Origin of the sequence: Paenibacillus sanguinis 2301083 = DSM 16941 (genome assembly GCF_000374825.1) — a bacterium.
Classification (GTDB): Bacteria; Bacillota; Bacilli; order Paenibacillales; family Paenibacillaceae; genus Fontibacillus; species Fontibacillus sanguinis.
In genome coordinates, this window is sequence record NZ_KB895379.1 from 322377 (window position 1) to 341165 (window position 18789).

Below are 18789 nucleotides of genomic sequence, written 5' to 3' on the forward strand. Positions count from 1 at the left end.
CACTCTTCTATTCAATTTCCGCTTGTTTCCGGGCATCCGTGGCTGCTTGTCGAAGCTGCTCCACGGCTTCAAACGGTGTAATACAGCTGCCCAAATCCCCATGGAACACCACTCCCTGGCGGACACCGTGGTAATCAGAGCCTCCTGTTACGATCAGCTCATATTGAGCCGCTAGGTCCAGATAACGCCGTTCTTCCTCGGGACCATGATCGGAATGGTACACCTCGATGCCGACAGGCCGCCCTTGCTCCAAGATTGCCTTCACTAATTCGTCATCACCATATAATCCGGGATGAGCTATAACCGGGGCTCCTCCGGCCTCACGAATCCACTGGATGGCTTCCTCGGGCAAGATTCGCGGGAGAGAGGCATACCCCGGCTTGCCCTCCGCCAAATACTGATCAAAGGCATCCCTCAGGTCGGACGCATAGCCTTTGCGGACCAGACAATCGGCGATATGCGGCCGACCGATGCTCTCGTCCGGGCGTAACGTCCGGCCCAAACCGTCCTTGACCTCCTGCAGTGTAATCTCTATCCCCAATTGCTGCAGCTTTCCAATCATAAGCTCATTCCGTTCATTCCGTACCGAACGAAGCCGCTGAAGCCTGTCCCGTAATTGCCTGTCCTCCGTATTCACAAAATAACCCAGGACATGAATATCCTTGTCTTTGGCGCGGGTGCTAATTTCAACACCTGGAACTACGTCTATCCCCAGTTCCTTCCCGGCCATGGCGGCCTCGACTACCCCTGCCACCGTATCGTGATCCGTAATTGCCAGACCCGTTAGGCCCTTAGCCTTCGCCAATTCCACATTGGCTCTGGGGCTGTTCATTCCGTCCGAGGCTTGCGTATGTGTATGCAGATCATACCCCATTGTTTTATCAGCCATAGTTATTCCCTCTTTCCGTTTCGGTTAGCAGGTATTCACCATTCATCTATTTGTAGCTTTGCGTCTGCTTGGAGTATTCCCGTAAAAAAGTCAGAAATGTGACCGCCGTCACGGGCAGTAGCGTCGATTTTAGATGAATCGAATAAAACATGCGCTTAAAGGATACATCCTGAATATCCAGTGTCTTGATCAAGCCCAACGCCTCCTCATGCTTGATGGATGAAGGCGAAATGATAGTAATGCCGATGCCCGCTTCCACGGCAGACTTTACGGCTCCAGTGCTTCCCAGTTCCATCACCGTCTGGATCTGCTCCATGTGAAAACCCTGCCGTCTTAATTCATCTTCCATCACCTGACGGGTCCCCGATCCCTTCTCGCGAAGCACAAAGGGATAGGCGATAATCTCTTCTAGCGTAACGGAGGATTTATCAGCGAGTGGATGTGCTGCTGGCACGATGAGCTTTAGTTCATCCTCCATCACAGGCTCGGATACCATATCCGGATGCTGCACCGGGGCCTCGACCAGTCCGAAGTTAAGCTGGTGATTGACGATCTCTTCGATAATTTGCGTCGTATTGGTTACTTTCATCATAATCGAAATATGGGGATATCGTTGACCAAAGGGGGCTAGCAGACGAGGCAGCACATATTCGCCAATGGTCAGACTGGAGCCAAGCTGCAATCGCCCTTGAAGCATGGAGGTATATCTGGACATCGCCTGCTCTGTCTCCCGGATCAGTTCCACGCTTTGTTCAGCAAACGGGAGTAAGGCCCTTCCCGCTTCAGTCAAATCAATCCTCTTGGTTGATCTCACCAAAAGCTTGACCCCGAAATAATCCTCCAGTGACTGGATTTGCATCGTTACCGCAGGCTGGGTCATATGAAGCGCCTGAGCCGCCGCCGAAAAGCTGCCCCGCTGTGCCACGTTATAAAAAATATGAAGCTGATGGTAGTTTAACGCCATCACACAGCCTCCTCTCTTGTCTAACCATAGCACGCACAGCGCAACAAAAAAAGCATGCCTTGTACAACATGCTAGTGTATGCCCTTCTAAATTCGTTCAGCTATTATCTATTAGGTCTGATTAACCTTATCGACGTTTACGGCTGTTCTTCAGCAGCGTCATACGACGGGAGTGCCGCAGCCACGAATAATATGATTTCAAATCCCGCAGTTCTATGGTCTCGGACATCCGCCCAAGGAAGGTCACAATGATCATGCGGTGCAGTGGACGACCAGCAAGATCAGACTCACCGGGGATCTCCGCAAACTCCGCAACCATCACTAAATCATCATCAATCAAATAAACATCTTCCTCTTTGCGATAATACGGAGTGATTCGTCCCTGCTTCAAGCAATCCCAAGCCCAACTGGCAATTTGCTCAAATTCCATTTGATCCCGGTCAATTCTGTCATGATATCTGAGCTTGGCATGGTTGGTCACTACGATGTCGGCAACTCTCTTGTCTCCCAGCACAATATGAAAAGCTTCGTAGGTCCCCCAACGTTTTGTCGCTCGATCTCTCATGCCACACCTCACATTAATAGGTCTTTTTAACTAAGTAATTTTACCTATTATACTACAACATTCTCCATCTATCTACAAGATAAGCGCTACCATTTTCCAAACAGAAGAGCCTTAAGAGCCATAAAATTATAAAATCACATCCCTGTACCTACCAAAATAAGACAAAAGAACGCCTTGGCAACCATTATGGCTACCGAGGCGTTCCTGCTGATCTACTCCAGTTCCCTGCTTATTATATGCCATAGTACTGTGTCTTGTCGGGAACATTCTTGCTGTACTCCGTCTTGATCTCCCCTCGATAAGAGCGCTCGATCTTGCGAACATAGGATAGCTTCCGAACATTACGCATGATATCCTCTGCCCGTTCGGCGTTGACATACATCACCACGTAATGCATGCGGCGGGATAAATAATGCACGCTTCCGTATTTATCCAAATTTCTTGCTGCCTTCAAGTCACTGACCCATATAATAAAGCCTGTACGCTCCGGAAACATGAATTGCCCCCCTTTCCTATTGCGCATCCCTTTGCGGTGTTCATCTTACCCACAACTGCATTTCCCGCCGCTCCCGCACCCTCCTTGAGGATGGGGATCATTGCTGGGTACCTTGATGGAATCAGAGACGGCAAAGGCAATCATTTCAGACATCTGATGCAGGATGTCATCCAATTCACTCTCAGCAGCCTTAAAATTGCGAACTGCCTCGATCTGCTCCAATTCACGCTCCACTTCGGCGACCCGATCCTTCGCTTCATGGTAATTCGGGTGAAAATGGCCGAAACGCTCCGTTTCGCGGAACAGTTCCTTCTGTGCCTCCAGCTTCTTGACCAAGATCTGGACATCCGCACTTTCATCTACCTGCTGCTTCCAATACAGATATTCAGAAACCGCCGTAGACTGATTTATCATATCGCCTAATTCATAGGCGTATGTTAGCACTTCGGCCATATCGACCGTGTTCCTGGCAATTACGCTCATGAATTTCAACTCGATTCTATGCTAGTATTCTACCCAAAGTAGACGTCATTATCATAACACAATCCTTTAGCGAGCAGAAGAGTTTCATTCTTCCTAATGATCTGCCTGCCGGATTCCTTCGGGCAATACAAGCTGAATCCCCTGCCATTCTTGAGGAGCAAGCAGCCGCACAGCCTCTTCATTCCCGTCCTCCAGAGATATAGATAAGCAGCGCACCTTGAGCCGCCACATTTCTTCGCCTTCGAGAGAGAGCGGCAGGCAGATCAATCTTTCGCCGCCTGTATTCACCTTCAATCTGGCTTGCCATTTCAAGGCCAATTCTACCAGCTTGCGTGCCGTAGACAAGTGATATGATCTGCTCTCCTTCCACCAGATGGACGGTAAAGAAGCCAAGCCCGGGAACAGCTCTTCCAGGTCAGGCATCCTATGCTCCGGTTCATAAAAATGCAAATCAGCGCCCTTATAAATCCAGCCCTGAGTTTCAGATGTATGGTCGAAAGCAAGGTGATGCGGCCTCTTATTCTCAGCAAATACACTGTGATCGTCCAACAGTCTCGGGTAATCCCTGCGCTCGCTGCCGACCAGCGCAGAAGAGACAGGCGCCAGTCGTTCTGCCTCCAGCCGCTTGATAATCTCCACGCTCTGCCCGCCGATGACTATGAAGTGCAGCGGCCCAATCCGCTCAAGCTTCCCGCCAAGCTCAGCCATAGATGCGATCCGCTCAGCAGCCTCCACGTCCACACAGCGCAGCAATTGCGCCTCTACAAGCTCTGTGCGCCCAATCTCCTTACCCCACTGCTCAAGCGCATTACGAACGGACTCCGGAACGGTGACTGCATATCTGGAGAGAAAGTCCAGCATATCCTGTACAGAGCGTCCCAGCCTAGCTGCTTGCTCTACAGCACTGCGACTGATTCGGTAGACACTCATGACATCCGTTGTAATATGCTCGGCACAGGCCTCCAGTTCGAAGCGTACAGTGAACGGAAGTTCAGGCGGCACGAGAATTTCAAAATCCGGCTGTACAATGATCCGAATAGGAAGACCATGCTTTCCTTCAGAGCTTGAGTCGTCAGCAGGGCTACCTGTCCGGGTAAGCTCAGACACTACCATACTTCTGCGGCCAAGCAGCGCCAGGCCCTCCCGGTCAAGCAACCAACGGAATGCCGTTCCCTCTGCCATTATTCCTCCCAGCTCTATAAAGCCAAAGCCGCATAAGGCTTCCAGCCAAGCATCGATCCAGCTTTTCTGCTCCGTCGTCAACTCTTGATCCAGCAAGCCATGTTCCTGAAGCGAATTCAGCAGCTCATCGAGAGAATACCACTGACCGGACTGGAGATCAGCAGCGACTAGCCGAAGAGCTACATGCTGTAGCCCAGTATCCGCAGGCACATACCGCTGCAGCAACTCTAGCAGTAATTGCTCATTCATCTCCTGGCTGTCCCGGGATAGCCAGGATGAGAGCCGCTCAAAATGGAGCTGCCAATTAGGACGATCCTTGACAATTAGTCCCCCGGCCAACAGCATGTCCAGCACAACTGCAAATGCAGGCGGGTAGACATCGGCATGGGGATAGTTAAGTCCAAGACCCGCTACATCTTCATCACACAAACCGATTAACCCTTGCAGCCTGCTTCGTTCCTTTTGGTGAATCGTTCCTTTCGCTGTAATACGCAAACCGTGCTTGGCAATCCAGGCCAGGCAGTGGAACAAGTCCAGGGCAAGTCCTGCTCCTGCCTCACGGCGCAGCGTAATTCCCTCCGAGTCCTGTTCCCGGAGTGGAGGATAGGCTTCTATGTATGGGATGCCCAGCAGCCTGGGGAGCGGCAGATAATACAATTTCTCTCCCCAGGCTTTGCGCACGGCTGACACTACACCCGAGTCAAGCAGGAGTGGGAGCGCAGCCAGGATATCTGCTCCGCCGAGGTTGCCCGATGCCGCTTGGCGGGCCTGCTCCAATTTAAAGGGTTGTCCTGCAAACCGGGAAAATAGACAGATTAACGCAGACCGCAGTATAGTATCTTCTGTCTGCTTGCTCGTTCTCGTCTTCATGCGTTAAGTACCTCCCGCTCTTGCTGCACGGCATATTCATAACCTTGCTCCAGCAAGAAAAGCTGCCTGCGCTGGGCAAAATCCTGCTCCCTGGTATGCTCTGATACCAGCGTGTAGAAGAAAGCTCGGCTCCCATCCGCCTTCGGCCGCAATATGCGCCCCAGACGCTGAGCTTCCTCCTGTCGCGAGCCAAAGCTGCCCGAAATTTGAATAGCCACCGAGGCATCCGGCAGATCCACTGCAAAGTTAGCCACTTTTGACACAACCAGAACAGGCAGCTTGCCTTCCCGGAAGGCTTGGAAGAGCCGCCCCCTCTCATTTTGCGGCGTGCTTCCCGTAATGAGAGGAACTCCCATCTCCTTGGCAACGCTCTGCAACTGATCAAGATATTGTCCGATAATCAGCACCTGACGGTCCCGGTGTCGATCCAGCAATTGTTCGATGACCGGCTGCTTGCCGGGGTTCTCTGCAGCCACCCGGAATTTCTCACGCCCCTCAGCCCGCACATATCGCTCCAACTGGTCTTCCGGCATGGAAACCCGTATCTCCCGGCAATCTACCTCGGCGATATGCCCGCTCTCTTCAAGTCTTCGCCATGGAGCTTCATAGCGTTTGGGTCCAATCAGTGTGAAGACGTCTCGTTCACAGCCATCCTCACGAACCAGGGTGGCTGTCAGCCCTAGCCGCCGGGTAGCCTGGATATCTGCTGTCGCCCGGAAGATCGGAGCAGGGAGAAGATGGACCTCATCATATATAATCAATCCCCAGTCCCTTTCCTTGAACAAAGACATATGGCGGAACTCCTCATTCTTTCGCGCGCGATGGGTCAAGATTTGATAAGTCGAGACGGTAACCGGCTTGACTTGCTTCTTCTCCCCTGTGTACTCTCCGACCTGTTCGACGGGCAGCGTTGTTTTGGAGGTTAATTCTGCTACCCACTGACGTACTGAGGTCACGTTAGAGGTCAAAATCAGCGTTTCACACTGAAACTGTTCCATGGCGGCCAGACCAATCACCGTTTTGCCAGCTCCGCACGGAAGGACGACCACTCCACTCCCGCCTTCTCCTTGCTCGCCCGCAAAAGCCGTTACTGCCTCCCTCTGATAAGGCCTTAGCTGGAAGGCGCGTCCGGAATCCGGCAGCACAGTGCGAAGCTTGAAGCTGAGAGGACGACCCTGGTGATAACCCGCTTCATCCAACACAGGATAACCAAGCTGGCCCAGTTCCCGCTTGAGGCTTCCCCGAAGTGCAGCACCTAGGCGGCAATGCCGTTGGTCCTGAAGAGAAAGGCGCTCGTCAGACCAGTTCAGCTGCGGCAGCAATTGCTCAAGAAGCGTTTCATCCGGTCCGCAATTCTCCAGTTCAAGCAGATCAGCTTCGTCTGGCACCGGATACAGCTTCAACTGTCCGTATCTTCCCATCCATTTGCGGATATCCTGAGCTACTCCGCCAGGCAGTGGATAACGGGCAAGTTCAGCCAAATCCTTAAGGATGCCTTCCGCATCAATGCCTCCTGCTGCTGCGTTCCATAAAGTTAGCGGGGTCATGCGGTAGGTGTGGTAAAAAGCCGGAGTTTTTACTAATTCAGCAAATGAGGATAGTCGCTCCCGCGCCTCTTCAAAACCGGGATGCTCCCTCTCCAGCAGCACCGACAAATCACGCTGAACGATACATGCTCCGGGTTTATTCATCGGCTCACCTCATTTAATATATTTAACCCCGAGTTGTCCCTAAGGTCATAGCTTGCCATCGATGGAAATATTTATGCATGCTCCTTGAAGTAGGACTCTGCCATCGCTATTAATAGCCCGGCAGCGTGCAGCATCGCTTGTTCATCGATATCAAACTTCGGATGATGATGCGGATATATAGCATTTTGCTCGTTACCTGCTCCAACCAGCATGAAGCAGCCCGGCACTTTCTGTACATAATAGGCGAAATCTTCCGCCGGCATAATCGGAGGCGACAATTCGGCACGCAAGGTGAATACACTTGGTGCCGTCTCCATAAAGCGTTGGTATTCTCGTTCATGATTGATCAGGCTTGGGTAGCCGGACATATAATCAATAACCGCATCAGCCCCGTAGGCCTGAGCCGTCCCCTCAGTCAAGGCATGGATTCGTTCACGAATCAATGTCCGCGTCTCCTCCTGAAAACAGCGCACGGTCCCGGATAATTTGCATCGATCAGCAATGATATTTTGGGCTGTCCCTCCCTGGATGACCCCAATTGTGACCACTGCAGGGTCCAACGGATCCACCGAACGACTGACCACACTTTGCAATTGCAGAACTAATGCCGAAGCGGCAACGATGCTATCTACGGATTTATGCGGCACGCCACCATGACCACCTTGACCGTGTATTTCAATGAAAAATTCATCTGTAGAAGCCATGAAGGCTCCCGGCCTGCTCGCTACGGTCCCCACAGGCAAAGGAGTCCAAAGATGAACGCCATAAATGACATCAACCCCGTCAAGCGCGCCCGCCGCAATCATCGAAGCTGCCCCGCCCGGACAGACTTCTTCTGCTGGCTGAAAGAGCAAGCGAACCTCTCCGCTCAGCTGCTCTCTGGTCCTGGCAAAATATTCACCAACCGCCAGCAGAGTTGCTGTATGTCCATCATGTCCACAAGCATGCATAACCCCAGGCTGCCCTGAGGCATATTCACAAGTTTTCTCGTCCTGAATGGGCAAAGCATCCAGATCCGCTCTTAGCGCCACGGTCTTCCCCGGGAGAGCTCCGTAAATCTTGCCCACTACCCCATAGCCACCCACGTTAATCGCAGTCTCTATACCTAGCTGCTGCAGCTTCTTTACAATATAAGCCGATGTCTGCTCTTCCTTGAAAGAAAGCTCCGGATGGCGATGAAGGTGCCGTCTCCGCTCCACCATTTCCGGAAATAACTCGTATAACAAACTCGCTTCCATAGTCTCCCCTCTTCCCTTTCCCCGGAACCTATTATTGCTTCATAAATCCTCGCCGTCCATCCGGTACCCTGATTTAGCTCTATTGTAGCAGAAAAAAGCCAGGTGAATCATTATGAACAGAAAGGGCAGGCGGACAAGGCTTTCTCGGCTTGCACAAGCGCTGGAAACATAATATCATGGGGGAGGGAAGATTTGAGAAAAGTTCACAATTTAAGGGGGCAAATTACCATGATCGTGGAAAATACCGGCTTGGACGGTTTGCAAAGCGATTTGGCCTATTTGGATGAATCAGCGGAGAAGCTAGGTTTCGTACGCTGGCAATGGGAATATTACCGCGCTACATACGATTACAAAATTGAATATAACAATAGCGATTACTTCTTGCGCATCAATACGCGGGCATTGGAGGGCAAGTTGGAGCGCCCGGATACCGTGCTTGCCATCGAAGCGGTCTATATGGGGCGGGCCACTTTTCCACACGGGTTGGAGTACGAATCGGAGATTCCTCCGCTGGTGATGAAGACTGCCAATTATAAATTGACGGAATTGAAGGAACTTCTTGAGTCCTAAAGTGACGCGATCATGAGAGAAGAAACCGGAAAACCAAGACGCGGAGCCCCCGACTTTCAATTACTCATCCTGACACTGCTGCTCGTTGGTTTCGGAATCGTGATGGTGTTCAGCTCCAGTTCCAGCATCACGCTTGTCAGCAAGCTGTTCGATAACGATCCCATGCACTTTACCAAAAGGCAGATTATTTTTAGCCTGCTCGGTATCGTCGCCATGTTTATCACCATGAATATTCCTTATCCTAAATTTAAAAAGTTATTTGTGCCTATTTTTATCCTTGCTATTGCGATGCTCATTCTTGTTCCTTTCATTGGAGGACGCATTAACGGCGCCACCAGTTGGTTTGCTATCGGGACACTTGGCATTCAACCCACAGAGCTAGCCAAGATTACGACGATCTTGTATCTCTCGGCTCTCATCTCCAAGAAGGGGGAAAGGTTCCGGGACTTGCGGACCGGATATATTCCCGTCATGGTCATTGTCGGGTTTATCGCCGGACTCGTCATGCTTCAACCGGATTTGGGGTCCTGCTTCATTCTGGTTGCCACGGCCGGCTTGATTATTTTCGCCGGAGGAGCCAATCTCAAGCACATTGTGGGCTCCATCGCCTTATTGATTTTTGGTGCAAGCATCGTGATCGGCATCGGGGCCTTGTGGGAGCAGATCAATCCGCCGGACCCGGCTGCCGTTACGGGAGATAACTACAGACTTGGTCGCATTCAAGCGTTCCTGAACCCATGGGAAGATACACAGGGCACAGGATACAATCTGATTCAGTCCTTGACTGCAATTGGCCATGGAGGCATCACAGGCACCGGGTTTGGGCAAGGCATTCAGAAGCTGCATTACCTGCCTAACGCTTATAATGATTTTATCTTTGCGGTCATTGGTGAAGAATTTGGACTTATTGGCACCTTGATTTTCCTGATCGTCTATATTTATTTTATTTGGCGCGGACTGCTCGTCTCTCTTCGCTGCAAGAGCACATTCGGCACCTTAAGCGGCGTTGGTATTATGGGGCTCATTGCCATCCAGGCGTTCGTCAATATCGGTGGCGTTACCAATACGATTCCGGTTACAGGAGTCACCTTGCCATTTATCAGCTATGGGGGATCTTCGCTTCTGGTTATGATGGTAGCGATGGGGATCGTACTCAGTATCTCACGGGAATCATCACTGCCGGTCAAGCAAGAGCGCACGAAGTCCGTTGTCGTCCGTGAACCCACCCCATTTGAGGTGCGCAGTCAGCGCACTCAGCATCGGCGGCATAAGTAACCTGACCATAAGCAAAAGACTACGGAGCATGCTCCGTAGTCTTTGTTTTGTTCATCAATTATTCAGCTTGCTTGAGGCTGAACATAAAACTTCTATCGCACCGTAGTCTTCAGGCTACACCTCGTCATCCTTAAACGCAACGCCCTCAACTTTAACATTCACTTCTACGATCTTCAGCCCTGTCATACTTTCTACGGCTTCACGCACATTTTGCTGGAGCATCCGGGAAACCTCATGGATCGGCGTTCCATATAACACGATGATGCGCAGATCAATCGCCGCCTCCAATTGACCGACCTCCACCGTAACGCCCCTTTGCACATTCTTACCGCTTAACCGTTTGGCCCAGCCCTCAGACAGTCCTCCGGACATCGCAGCGATTCCCGGTGTCTCTAACGCAGCCATCCCGGCAATCTTGGCCACGACATCGTCTGAAATGCGAATCATTCCACTATCTAATTGCAGTTGCTCGGTCATGGTTATTCCTCCTTCAACCTCATTAATTTCATTGTAAAGCGTAAGCCCATTTAAAGCAAATGACATGCCCCCTGGCCCATGTATGATGAAACAAGCGTATGCTCCTTGTAAGAAAGGAGTATACGCTTGCACTATTTGAAGACAAACCAGTTCACTGTTTATTGTTCATGGCTTCGTATAGTGAGGCCAGGTTCCGTTCAAGTCTGCTAAGAATTTGTTTGCCTACCATTTCATCGATAAGTCCAACGCGAGTCGCGTAATCCACTTGCCTGGAGAATCCATACATCTGGGTATCCAGCACTTCCTCATAGAGAGGACAGTAACGTGTAGCCAAGTTCTCCATCTGTACTTCAATCAGCTTCTCTATTTTATCTGCATCTTCTTTCAGAAGATTAAGTGCTTTCTGGTTCAGTTGCTCCTGCAACTCAGATGAAGTCATGCCTTTCCCCCCCTATGTCCAAAAATCGTCACACCTCTGCTCTATCCTAATATTAGACGAAATCGAGGACCAATACAAGAACCTGTGTAAATTAACCTTGTACCTCCCCGGCAAATTTGCGAGGCGAAAAGAGCATAAAAAAAACACCCCCATACTGCGGGAGTGTTCTCTCATCTTCTATTCTGCAACAACCTTAACGTCCAGCCCATGCTTGACAAAAGCTTCGGTCACAGCTTTCTTAGCTTCATCTGCATCCGGTCCATGGACATGAAGCTCATAACTCTTGGTGTTTACAAGCGTAGTGAAGAGACCAAGAATGCTCTTTACATCAATGTACTTATTGTCTGCCTGAAGCACGATGGATGAAGTAAATTTACCCGCGATTTGGGCAATTTCTACTACTGCTTCATTATTCGTAGCCATATGGATCCCTCCGTGATCAACTTTGAAAATAATACACTTTCATCATACATTGAATCCGCTTTCCTAGCAAGGGGATTTCTAATTATTTCAAGTTCTCCGGATTTAAAGCCGCCAGCTCAGGTATTACAAAAATACCATCCTTGCGAATTAATACGTCGTCGAAATAAATTTCGCCACCGCCGTAATCCGAACGTTGAATTAGTACCAGATCCCAGTGGATCGAAGAACGGTTGCCATTATCGGCCTCTTCATAAGCTTGACCTGGCGTAAAATGCAGGCTGCCGGCAATCTTCTCGTCGAACAAAATATCCTTCATCGGGTGCAGAATGTATGGATTAAAGCCAATGGCAAATTCCCCGATATATCTTGCCCCTTCATCGGAATCCAGAATATCGTTCATACGCTTCGTGTCATTGCTGGTCGCTTCTACAATTTTCCCATGCTCAAAGCGGAATTTAATATTCTCGAATGTAATGCCGTTGTATAGTGTGGCTGCATTGTAGCTGATTGTGCCGTTTACGGAATCCCGCACTGGAGCACTATACACTTCTCCGTCAGGGATGTTTTTTTGCCCAGAGCATTTGATTGCTCCAATACCCTTGATCGAGAACGATAAGTCCGTACCTGGCGAAACGATACGTACTTTGTCCGTTCTGCTCATCAGGTCAGCCAAGGCATCCTGGGCGCGGTCCATCTTGGCATAATCCAGGTTGCATACGTCAAAATAGAAATCCTCGAAGGCTTCGGTACTGGTATTGGCCAACTGCGCCATACTGGCATTAGGATAACGAAGCACTACCCACTTCGTCCGTTTTACCCGTTGTTCACTGTGCACCGGATGAGAATAAAGCGAGTTGTACAATTTCATCTTATCCTCAGCCACATCCGATAGATCATTGACATTGGCACCCGCACGAATGCCGATATAGCAATCCATCATTTGCATCCGCTTCATATCATATTCGGCCCATGTCTTGATCCCTTCGGCTGTTGCATGTTTCAATTGCACCCGTTGCACGGTACGGTCGGTAATTTCTACAAAGGCATTTCCGCCTTTTTTCCCTATTTCTTCCACGATCGCCTTCAGCAAATCACGTTCATCGCCAATCATTTCGACCAGCACGTTCTCGCCAGGCTGAACGCTTACGGAGTACCCCACGAGGTTTTCCGCCAGTTTTTGAATTCTTGGATCACGCATCTGACTCACTCTCCTCATTATGTAACGGGAATCTGGCACAACTAAATGCTTGAAAGACTCCCGCTCGTTAACCATTGGTTAATTCTTCTTATATTGTAGCACGAAATCAAATGCAGCGTCAGCCTGGGCTTGACAGGCCACGGTCTATCTATAGCCCCCGAACCGATTATCCGTACGCAATACTTCTTGCCGCTCCGTCCCGTCCACCGAGAGGTAGGTAACCGCAATCTCTGAGGTCAATCTTGCCGGAAGTCCGGATTTACGATCGATAGTTAAATGATATACTTTCTGCGCCTTCATATTCCTTAGCATACGTTGCAGTTGCTCATTCCCGCCTGTCCAGACAAGCGAAAGCTTATTCCTTAGCGCCTCGCGCTGATTTGACGGTACATCTGCCAAGCGTTCCTGCCAATCCTCGCCAAGCCGGTTCATCTCTGACATTAAGCGTTCCTTTAAACGAAGGGCTGCTTCATCTGGATCCATCTCAATTCTTAGCACCATCGTTCCCCGGGCAGCCGCGCTTTCTGTAGTGATATGCTTGCGCGAGGTTTGCCTGATCTCCTCAAGCTGATCCAAAGGATTTAATCTTGCTACCCCTTGGCGTAATACATCCTCCTGAGGGACTGATGCCTGCCAGGTTCCATCGGACCAATAAAGCTTGGCCTCCCAGCCTGAAGCTCCGCTCATCCCGGCAGCTCGTAATGAATTTCCAGGAATTTGGGAATCCTGGCTAGCCGGCTCAGCGCTCATATGCAACTCCCGATGCGCACGCAGCTCTCCGATATAGCGCAAGCTCTCCCCCGGCCCCGTTCTGTTCCCCCGCTGCAAGACAGCCAAACCACGAAAGGTAAGCTCATCACAACCCGCCAGTCCTGACCAGGTAAAGTCGAACCACTGCTCCGGCGTCTTCGCCACCGGACTGCAGGCAATGAGCAGGCACAGAAATAGCAAGCCTACGGTGGCGACTCGTCCAGCATTGCGTATCTGCAGCAATTCCATCACCAAGCACTCCTTACCCGATTTATTAGGTTATCCGACTAACCTGTTCTCACTTGGCTTCAGCAGGTTGGGCTTAAGCTCCAGTTAACTGTATGCTCCCACCTCGCCCTCTAAACTATGCGTAGCAAGCACGCAAAAAAGCACTCTGCGGCAGGGGGTTCCACCGCAGAATGCTTTTCTTAAAAGCTCGACTATAAACCCTGCTCTCCGGTAGCTGTATGTGTCTGATTGCGCCCATTGTTCTTGGCACGATACAAGGCCATGTCAGCTTGGTAGAACAGGGATTCTACGCCAAGCTTATCCTTACCACGCTGCCATTCCGCAATCCCGCAAGATACTGTAACCTTAGGTTCTGTTTCCATCGCTACTCGCAGTCGAACCATCTCCGCAATTTTGTAGGCACTGCTGGCTGCGGCCCCTGGCAAGTATACCGCCAATTCCTCACCACCCCACCGGGCAGCGATATCTGTTTTGCGAATGGTCCCCTTCACGATTTGGCATACTTGCTTGAGTATTTTATCGCCTACCTGATGTCCGAAGGTATCGTTGACCTGCTTGAACTGATCGATATCTACGATAATCAGCGATCCGTTGCTGTCTTTCATCTGGAACTCCTGAATGGCATTATCAACGTAATGCCTTGCGTATAGCCCTGTCAGCATGTCCCGATTAGCCATCCACCGCACCTCTGCATGCAACTGGGCATTGGCTACAGCCAAGCCAATATGAGAGGAGAGCACCTGCAGAAGCTTGTAATTATCGTATGAGAAAAAATGGGGTTGCCGATGAGCCAGCATAATCCCCCCAATAGCCTCGCCACTAACGATAACCGGCGCCGTAATCAGTGAACGGGATTCCGTCTCCTCCATAAAGCGCGAGTTGATATTACTCCCATAAGCGCGATAGTCAGATAGAATAATAGGCTCATTGGTAGCATAAAGCTGACCACTGAAGCCATAGTCACTTGGAAATCGTTCATTTGCCAAACCCGGAACATTGCTGGACACAATCTCGAAAGTGCCATGCTCCCGGTTCAATTGGGAAATACAACAATATTCTGACTTAAAAATGGACAACAGCTCTTCCATAGCAAATTGAAATACGTCATCTATTTGAAGACTTTGATTCAATCGCTTGGTTAACTCGTTAATCAGTCGCAGTTCATTGATCAGCAGATTGGATTGCTCATACAATCGAGCATTCTCAAAGGCTGTACCTGCCGTTTCGGCCAGCATATCAATAAGCTGCAAATCGATTTCGTCAATTAAATCGTGCTTCATGGATAGATGAAACACTCCATAAATGCCCTGCTTCCCACTTAGCGGAACAGCGATTTCCAAGCCCGCCTTCTCGCCTTCCCGCTCGCCGTGGAGCCTTCTAACCTGCATACTTCCTTCTATAAACGCCTGAACGCAAAGATCGTCTTCTTGATCGTAGATCTGCAAGGACTTGATTCTAGGATCACGGCTAAGGTGGTCCTGAGACATCAATAATTCCAGCCGGGCGGCCGGATACATCCCGGACAGCCGCTCAAATAATTCCGTCAGTACGGAATCCACGTCGATCTTGTCATGCAGCTTCTGTACAACGAAGGATAGCTTGGAACGACGCTGTTCCTCCCGCTTGGCCCGCTGCTGAGCAAGTAACAAATCAGAGACTAACAGAGCCTCAAAACATTGGTAGAAGCAAGTGCGCAGAAGCTCCGCTGCCATCTTCATGAATAAATCGGCTGCCGCAATATCATAACCGGTCAGGCGGCAGCCGAATATGGCGAACCTCTCGCCATACAAGCGGGTAAACATCGGTACCGCGGCATAGATGCTTCCCGCCACCTCCTTGATGATGGACTTCTGCTCATTAACAGCAGCCATAATCATATTCATCATAGGACTAGGCTGCGTAGTATCTCCAGCAGCAGAAAGCAGAATTTCCGGGTCAGCTGCCAACGCCTTGCCAAGGTAATCCGTAATCATAAAGCTTGCTTCGTCTAACCCGGGTAAGTCGGAGACCTGTTTGCGCCAATCACCGTAAGCATCCATTAGAAGGGGATCAATGTAAGGATAATCATAAGTAGTGATGTCGAGCTGCCGCAACCAGTCTGTATAATGGGTAGTTTCCTCAAGCTGCGGCAGAAAAGAAGCATGATTAGAATTCATCGTTGGTTGCCTCCTGATCGATTGGCCATAAAAAAGAGCTCTTTTACAAAAGCTTTAAATTTTGCGCCATCAGCTTGTCCGTTTCTATTACTCGTGATCCGCTCTTGATCAATACATTTATTTTACTATCTCCACAAAGGTTTTGCACTACATTTCCCGTGTTTGGAACTACTTTTTTAGGACAAAAGACCTATCGACAAAAAGCAACAATATCATACAAAAACACCTGGTTGACTTCCATCAATTAAATCGTATAATATATATTGTTGAAAAAGACTGGATAGAGTCTTTGCATAGGGCGTAACGCATGCGACCACCCTCTCGGTGTTTTTGTTGCTGATAAGACAGCGGCTGAACTTTCTTGTCAGAGAACGTATTTATCTATCCTTACGTTCGACGAAACAAAACCCGCGCAAGTAGAACCCTACACGAAATATAATTATAAAGGAGTCTACCTATACAATGGCACGTTACACTGGTCCTAAATTTAAACTCAGCCGCCGCCTTGGCATTTCCTTGAGCGGAACAGGCAAAGATTTGAAGCGTCCTTTCCCTCCGGGACAACATGGCGCTAACCAACGCAGAAAAATCAGCAACTACGGTGCGCAATTGCTCGAGAAGCAAAAATTGCGTCACATGTACGGCTTGGGTGAAAAACAATTCCGCACCCTGTTTGAAAAAGCTCAAAGCATGCCTGGCATCGCGGGCGAAACTTTCATGTTCTTGCTTGAAAGCCGTCTGGACAACCTGGTATACCGTCTTGGCTTTGCGAACTCCCGCGCTGGCGCTCGTCAGCTCGTATCCCATGGCCACGTAACCGTTAACGGCAAGAAGGTCGACATCGCTTCTTACCGTGTTAGTCTCGGCGACGTTATCAGTCTTCGTGAAAGAAGCCGCGGTCTTGCCTTGGTAAAGGATGCCCTGGAGAACCGTTCGCATCTTCCAGCTTACCTGGAATTCAACGACACTTCCCTGGAAGGCAAATATATCCGTTTGCCTGAGCGCTCCGAATTGTCCCAAGACATCGACGAGAAGCAAATCGTCGAATTCTACAATCGTTAAGATTAAGTACACCCAAACGGGCCCAAGTCGATATCGACCTGGGCCCGTTTGTTTCGTTTTATTTTATCGTCAGCTTGGCGAACTTGCGCTTGCCTACCTGGATGATCTCGCCACCAACCAGTTCAAGCTCGGCATTCGGATCGGCCAGCTTCTCTTCGTTCAGCTTAACCGCTCCCTGTTGAACACTGCGTTTGGCCTCCCCATTGGAAGAAGCAAAACCAATCAGAGTCAACAGCTTGGTCAAGCGGATTTTACCGTCTTCCAGTTCAGTCCCGGGGATTTCCTTATCCTCAATATCCTCAGGCAATGCCCGCTGCTGGAATACAGTAACAAAATGCTCCTGCGCCCCTTCAGCTGCTTCTTTACCGTGATACATGCGTACCAGCGTATAGGCCAGCTTCATCTTGGCATCACGCGGATGGACCTCTCTCGACTTCACCCCTTCAGCCAAAGCCTCCAGTTCTTCGTTGGACAGATCCGTTACAAGCTCATAATATTTGAGCATTAGCTCATCGGGCACCGACATGGCTTTACCATAAATTTCGTTAGGCTCCTCATCGATGCCGATGTAGTTGCCTAAACTCTTACTCATCTTCTGTACGCCATCCAAGCCTTCGATAATCGGCGTCATGATAGCAACCTGCGTCTCCTTGCCATATTCCTTTTGCAAGGTCCGTCCCATCAGCAAATTGAACTTCTGGTCTGTTCCCCCCAATTCAATATCGCTCTCCAGCGCCACCGAATCCATCCCCTGCATCAGCGGGTAGAAAAATTCATGGATGCTAATCGGCATGTTGCTCGTGTAACGCTTCGTGAAATCGTCGCGTTCCAGCATACGTGCCACCGTTACCTTGGCGGATAGCTTGACCACATCTGCAAAGGTCATTGGCGCCAGCCATTCCGAGTTAAAATGAACATGGGTTTTCTTTGGATCAAGAATTTTGAAGATTTGCTGACGGTAGGTCTCAGCATTGCGCTGCACATCCTCTTCCGTAAGTTCCTTACGGGTTTCTGACTTCCCTGTAGGGTCACCGATGCGCCCCGTAAAATCGCCGATAATCAGTTGAACCTGATGCCCTAGCTCCTGGAACTGGCGCAGCTTCTGCATGACAACGGTATGGCCTACATGAATATCGGGCGCGGATGGATCAAGTCCAAGCTTTACCTTCAACGCTTGCCCCGTCACGACCGATTTGATAATCTTCTGCTTCAATTCATCCTCGGGTACGATTTCTACAACACCTCGGGAGATCACCTTGAGCTGGCGCTCCACCTCCGCTTGCTGCGCTCCACTTAACTCTTCCCATTTCATAAGCCTGTTCCTCCAATATATTGATGTCTCGCCGCCTACGCCTATATAAGAACACAAAAAGCTCCTTCTTGTCCGAAGGGACGAGAAGGAGCGCTCGCGTTACCACCCTAATTAAAACCGCTGACCTTTATTATTTCCTGGCAGCCTCAAAAGGCGCGGTTTTCACTTCATTAGCATAACGGATTATTCCGGTACTGGACTACTGACACATTACTTGCGTATCATGCTTTCCCCCAGACGGCTCCAGACGGTAATTCAAAAGCGATTCGCTCGTTCGGTTCGCAGCAACCACCGATTCTCTGAGCAGCGAGAGCCCGCCTTCTACTTAGTCTTTCCAAGCCTTTGTTGATATGTAATTAAAATAATATATATCACAGATGTATTTCTAAAGTCAAACCTCGCGACACTAAAACAGAGGCGATCCAAAAGACCTAAATTTGTCGAAACCGTCGCGCAAAACAGCTAAAACAGGCTGAAAAAGCATCCAAACTCCCTTTTTTA

18 protein-coding genes and 1 other annotated feature are annotated in these 18789 nt (G+C 49.9%); of the genes, 3 read left to right on the top strand and 15 right to left on the bottom strand.

What is annotated here, in order from left to right; genetic code table 11:
• Window positions 1-7: 7 nt before the first annotated feature.
• The 8 genes from C557_RS0109300 to C557_RS0109335 form a co-directional block, all read right to left on the bottom strand.
• Window positions 8-889 (bottom strand): PHP domain-containing protein, encoded by an 882-nt coding sequence (locus tag C557_RS0109300; RefSeq protein ID WP_018751588.1) that lies wholly within the window; start codon window positions 887-889, stop codon window positions 8-10.
• Window positions 890-935: 46 nt separating this feature from the next.
• Complete coding sequence (locus C557_RS0109305; RefSeq protein ID WP_018751589.1) at window positions 936-1853, bottom strand: selenium metabolism-associated LysR family transcriptional regulator; 918 nt, start codon at window positions 1851-1853, stop codon at window positions 936-938.
• Window positions 1854-1979: 126 nt separating this feature from the next.
• Window positions 1980-2417 carry a hypothetical protein gene (locus C557_RS0109310; protein WP_018751590.1) on the bottom strand — a complete coding sequence of 146 codons (438 nt, stop codon included), beginning with the start codon at window positions 2415-2417 and terminating at the stop codon, window positions 1980-1982.
• 232 nt (window positions 2418-2649) lie between these two features.
• Window positions 2650-2913 carry a YlbG family protein gene (locus tag C557_RS0109315; protein WP_018751591.1) on the bottom strand — a complete coding sequence of 88 codons (264 nt, stop codon included), beginning with the start codon at window positions 2911-2913 and terminating at the stop codon, window positions 2650-2652.
• Between the two features lie 45 nt (window positions 2914-2958).
• On the bottom strand, window positions 2959-3396 hold the full coding sequence (locus C557_RS0109320; protein WP_026263392.1) for a YlbF/YmcA family competence regulator: 438 nt from the start codon (window positions 3394-3396) through the stop codon (window positions 2959-2961).
• A gap of 93 nt (window positions 3397-3489) precedes the next feature.
• A complete protein-coding gene (locus C557_RS0109325) occupies window positions 3490-5448 on the bottom strand; it encodes a helicase-associated domain-containing protein (protein WP_018751593.1) in 1959 nt (652 codons plus the stop codon).
• Window positions 5445-7139 carry a DNA repair helicase XPB gene (locus tag C557_RS0109330; RefSeq protein WP_018751594.1) on the bottom strand — a complete coding sequence of 565 codons (1695 nt, stop codon included), beginning with the start codon at window positions 7137-7139 and terminating at the stop codon, window positions 5445-5447. Before C557_RS0109330 ends, C557_RS0109325 begins: the two co-directional genes overlap by 4 nt.
• 71 nt (window positions 7140-7210) lie before the next feature.
• On the bottom strand, window positions 7211-8377 hold the full coding sequence (locus tag C557_RS0109335) for an amidohydrolase (RefSeq protein WP_018751595.1): 1167 nt from the start codon (window positions 8375-8377) through the stop codon (window positions 7211-7213).
• Between the two features lie 228 nt (window positions 8378-8605).
• Between C557_RS0109335 and C557_RS0109340 the strand changes: the two genes are divergently transcribed.
• Both C557_RS0109340 and ftsW read left to right on the top strand, forming a co-directional pair.
• Window positions 8606-8947 carry a YugN family protein gene (locus C557_RS0109340; RefSeq protein WP_018751596.1) on the top strand — a complete coding sequence of 114 codons (342 nt, stop codon included), beginning with the start codon at window positions 8606-8608 and terminating at the stop codon, window positions 8945-8947.
• A 12-nt stretch (window positions 8948-8959) separates the two neighbouring features.
• The gene (gene ftsW, locus C557_RS0109345; RefSeq protein ID WP_018751597.1) at window positions 8960-10222 is read left to right on the top strand and encodes a putative lipid II flippase FtsW; all 1263 of its coding nucleotides are present in this window, start codon (window positions 8960-8962) and stop codon (window positions 10220-10222) included.
• Between the two features lie 114 nt (window positions 10223-10336).
• On the opposite strand, the gene C557_RS0109350 is transcribed toward ftsW, so the two are convergent.
• The 6 genes from C557_RS0109350 to C557_RS0109375 all read right to left on the bottom strand — a co-directional run bounded on the left by C557_RS0109350 (window position 10337) and on the right by C557_RS0109375 (window position 15914).
• Entirely contained in the window at window positions 10337-10699 is a 363-nt protein-coding gene (locus tag C557_RS0109350; protein WP_018751598.1) for an Asp23/Gls24 family envelope stress response protein, read from the bottom strand.
• 151 nt (window positions 10700-10850) lie between these two features.
• A complete protein-coding gene (locus C557_RS0109355; protein WP_018751599.1) occupies window positions 10851-11138 on the bottom strand; it encodes an Fpa/YlaN family protein in 288 nt (95 codons plus the stop codon).
• Window positions 11139-11315: 177 nt separating this feature from the next.
• Complete coding sequence (locus tag C557_RS0109360; protein WP_018751600.1) at window positions 11316-11561, bottom strand: HPr family phosphocarrier protein; 246 nt, start codon at window positions 11559-11561, stop codon at window positions 11316-11318.
• Between the two features lie 82 nt (window positions 11562-11643).
• Complete coding sequence (locus C557_RS0109365) at window positions 11644-12759, bottom strand: aminopeptidase (RefSeq protein ID WP_018751601.1); 1116 nt, start codon at window positions 12757-12759, stop codon at window positions 11644-11646.
• Window positions 12760-12903: 144 nt separating this feature from the next.
• Window positions 12904-13758 carry a hypothetical protein gene (locus tag C557_RS0109370; RefSeq protein ID WP_018751602.1) on the bottom strand — a complete coding sequence of 285 codons (855 nt, stop codon included), beginning with the start codon at window positions 13756-13758 and terminating at the stop codon, window positions 12904-12906.
• A gap of 191 nt (window positions 13759-13949) precedes the next feature.
• Window positions 13950-15914 carry a sensor domain-containing diguanylate cyclase gene (locus C557_RS0109375; protein WP_018751603.1) on the bottom strand — a complete coding sequence of 655 codons (1965 nt, stop codon included), beginning with the start codon at window positions 15912-15914 and terminating at the stop codon, window positions 13950-13952.
• 462 nt (window positions 15915-16376) lie between these two features.
• On the opposite strand from C557_RS0109375, the gene rpsD reads away from it, so the two are divergent.
• Window positions 16377-16976, top strand: coding sequence for a 30S ribosomal protein S4 (gene rpsD, locus C557_RS0109380; protein WP_018751604.1), 600 nt, complete (start codon window positions 16377-16379; stop codon window positions 16974-16976).
• A 58-nt stretch (window positions 16977-17034) separates the two neighbouring features.
• On the opposite strand, the gene tyrS is transcribed toward rpsD, so the two are convergent.
• Window positions 17035-18288: a tyrosine--tRNA ligase gene (tyrS, locus tag C557_RS0109385; RefSeq protein ID WP_018751605.1), complete on the bottom strand. Its 1254-nt coding sequence runs from the start codon at window positions 18286-18288 to the stop codon at window positions 17035-17037.
• Window positions 18289-18361: 73 nt separating this feature from the next.
• Window positions 18362-18634, bottom strand: a binding site (T-box leader).
• Between the last annotated feature and the right edge of the window lie 155 nt (window positions 18635-18789).